The sequence below is a fragment of the Streptomyces sp. NPDC127117 genome, from assembly GCF_042677325.1.
In the GTDB taxonomy this organism is placed as follows: Bacteria; Actinomycetota; Actinomycetes; order Streptomycetales; family Streptomycetaceae; genus Streptomyces.
The window spans coordinates 14,011-16,621 of the sequence record NZ_JBHXTM010000104.1; the positions used below are offsets into that span (position 1 = coordinate 14,011).

The 2,611-nt window shown below is 70.6% G+C and carries 3 protein-coding genes; 2 read left to right on the forward strand and 1 reads right to left on the reverse strand.

The genetic code is table 11. The features are described 5' to 3' along the window. Positions 1 to 44: 44 nt before the first annotated feature. Positions 45 to 824 (reverse strand): alpha/beta hydrolase, encoded by a 780-nt coding sequence (locus tag ACFVH0_RS39725; protein WP_385828303.1) that lies wholly within the window; start codon positions 822 to 824, stop codon positions 45 to 47. Positions 825 to 927: 103 nt separating this feature from the next. Here ACFVH0_RS39725 and ACFVH0_RS39730 point away from each other — a divergent pair, with 103 nt between their 5' ends. Beyond that, positions 928 to 2,082, forward strand: coding sequence for an adenosine deaminase (locus tag ACFVH0_RS39730; RefSeq protein ID WP_385828304.1), 1,155 nt, complete (start codon positions 928 to 930; stop codon positions 2,080 to 2,082). 134 nt (positions 2,083 to 2,216) lie between these two features. Further along, on the forward strand, positions 2,217 to 2,534 hold the full coding sequence (locus ACFVH0_RS39735; protein WP_385828305.1) for a hypothetical protein: 318 nt from the start codon (positions 2,217 to 2,219) through the stop codon (positions 2,532 to 2,534). Positions 2,535 to 2,611: the final 77 nt, after the last annotated feature.

Sequence of the window (2,611 nt, forward strand, 5' to 3'; positions counted from 1 at the left end):
ACGCGACATAAGCATCATCGCCCCCTGTTCTCCCAAGCGCCCAGTCACCCCCGCAGCGACTTCCCGAACCCCGCCGCCAGCGGCATCCGCAGCCCCAGTGGCGGTGGCGCCGCCAGCGCGTCGGCGACCGGGCGGGCGTACGCCCGGCCGAACAGTGAGCCGCACACGAAGTCAGCGGCCAGGGCCGTCACTTCGGCCCGGTGCTGGCGCAGTGCGTGGCCGTCGGAGTGGACCTCGAAGCGGCAGGTGTCGCGGTTGGTCTTCTTGGCCCGCTCGGCCAGCCGGAAGGACAGCTCGGGGTCGGTGCGGGCGTCGTTGGTGCCGTGGACGAGCAGCACCTGACGGCCCAGCAGGTGCTTCACCGGCTCCGCCTCGTCGGCCCCGTCCCCTCCGTCCGTCCCGGCCTCGGGCAGCCAGGGGGCCATCGCCAGCACGGAGTCGACCGCCGCGTGGCCGCCGGCCCGGAGTGCGGCACGGCCGCCCATGCCGTGCCCGGCCAGGCAGACCGGGACATCGCCGTAGCGCCGTACGACCTCCTCCACCGCCCATTCGGCGTCCGCCGCGAGCTGCGCGTCGGTGGCGTTCCAGCCGCGGCAGCGATAGCGCACCACATGGGCGGCGAGCCCGTCGTCCTGCCCGGCGCGGGCCAGGGCGCGGGCCAGTGGCAGCTGGAATGCGTACGAGAGGGGGGAGGGGCGGCGGTGCGAGTCGGGCTCGCCGTCCGGGAGCAGCAGAACGACGCCGCTGACCGCGGTTGGAGCTCCGGCCGTCCTGACGGCCCGTCCCAGCCTTGCGGCGGGCAGGGGGAGTGCGCGCTGTGCCATGACAGAACAGTGTCAGAAGGACAGGTGTACTCCACCCGTATTCGCGGTCACTGTTACGCATCGGCAAGCGACAATCTACGCGCGTAGGCGCTAGAGTGCGCAAATGATGAGCCCGACCCTCCATGTGCCCGGCCAGGATCAGATCCGGCGTGCCCCCAAGGTGCTTCTCCACGACCATCTCGACGGCGGCCTGCGTCCGGGAACGATCGTCGACCTCGCCCGCGAGAGCGGATACGAGGGACTTCCCGAGACCGAGCCCGACAAGCTCGGCATCTGGTTCCGTGAGGCGGCCGACTCCGGATCGCTGGAGCGCTATCTGGAGACCTTCGCCCACACCTGCGCCGTCATGCAGACCCGCGAGGCGCTGGTCCGGGTGGCCGCCGAATGCGCCGAGGACCTGGCCGCGGACGGTGTCGTCTACGCCGAGGTGCGGTACGCCCCCGAGCAGCACCTGGAAGCCGGACTGACCCTCGAAGAGGTCGTCGAGGCGGTCAACGAGGGCTTCCGCGAGGGCGAGCTGCGGGCCCGCCGGGACGGGAACCGCATCCGTGTGGGCGCCCTCCTCACCGCGATGCGGCACGCCGCCCGCTCCCTGGAGATCGCCGAACTCGCCAACCGGTACCGCGACCAGGGCGTGGCCGGCTTCGACATCGCGGGCGCGGAGGCGGGCTTCCCGCCCACCCGGCACCTCGACGCCTTCGAGTACCTCAAGCGCGAGAACAACCACTTCACCATCCACGCGGGCGAAGCCTTCGGCCTGCCGTCGATCTGGCAGGCGCTCCAGTGGTGCGGTGCGGACCGGCTCGGCCACGGGGTCCGCATCATCGACGACATCGAGGTCGCCGACGACGGCGGGGTGAAGCTCGGCCGCCTCGCCTCCTACGTACGGGACAAGCGCATCCCGCTGGAGCTGTGCCCGACCTCCAACCTCCAGACCGGCGCCGCCGCCTCGTACGCCGAGCACCCCATCGGACTGCTGCGGAAGCTGCATTTCCGGGCCACCGTGAACACGGACAACCGGCTGATGAGCGGTACGAGCATGAGCCACGAATTCGAGAAGCTGACCGAGACCTTCGGATACACGCTCGACGACATGCAGTGGTTCACCGTCAATGCGATGAAGTCGGCATTCATTCCTTTTGATGAGCGTCTGGCGATGATCAACGATGTGATCAAGCCCGGATATGCCGAGCTGAAATCCGAGTGGCTCTTCGAGCAGACCGCCGCGACCAGCGTTTCTTCCACTTCCGTGGGCTGATCCCGGCTCTGCGGACGACGGCCGGGACGCCGAATTCCCGGCCGTTTTCCGCGTGTCGGCGTGTTTGCGGGAAGAGCGAAGGGCTGGCTACTTTTCGGAGCCCCCACGTCCCTCTCCCCAAGGATGAATTTCACATGAAGCAGTCTGCTGCCAGGACTCTCGGCGTCGCCGCTCTCGGTGCCGCTTTCGCCGCCGCCGCCGCGGGCACCGCCTCCGCCGCCGTGCTGCCGACCGACGCCGCGACCACCGCTCTGCCGGTCGCGAGCGCGGCGCTGGGAACGGCGACCCAGAGCCTGCCGGTGCAGGAGACGGCCACCAAGCTGCTCGGCACCGACCAGCAGAAGCTCGTCGGCCAGGCCGCCGCCCCGGTCAAGGGCCTGCTCGGCGGCATGCCCGCAGGCGGCCTGCAGACCAGCGGCCTGTCGACCAACGGTCTCCCGCTCGGCGGCTGATCCCCGTACATCGGCGGCTGATCCCCGCACACACGCCTGTGGGGGGGGGACCCCGCCCGGGGGTTCGCCCCCCCGCG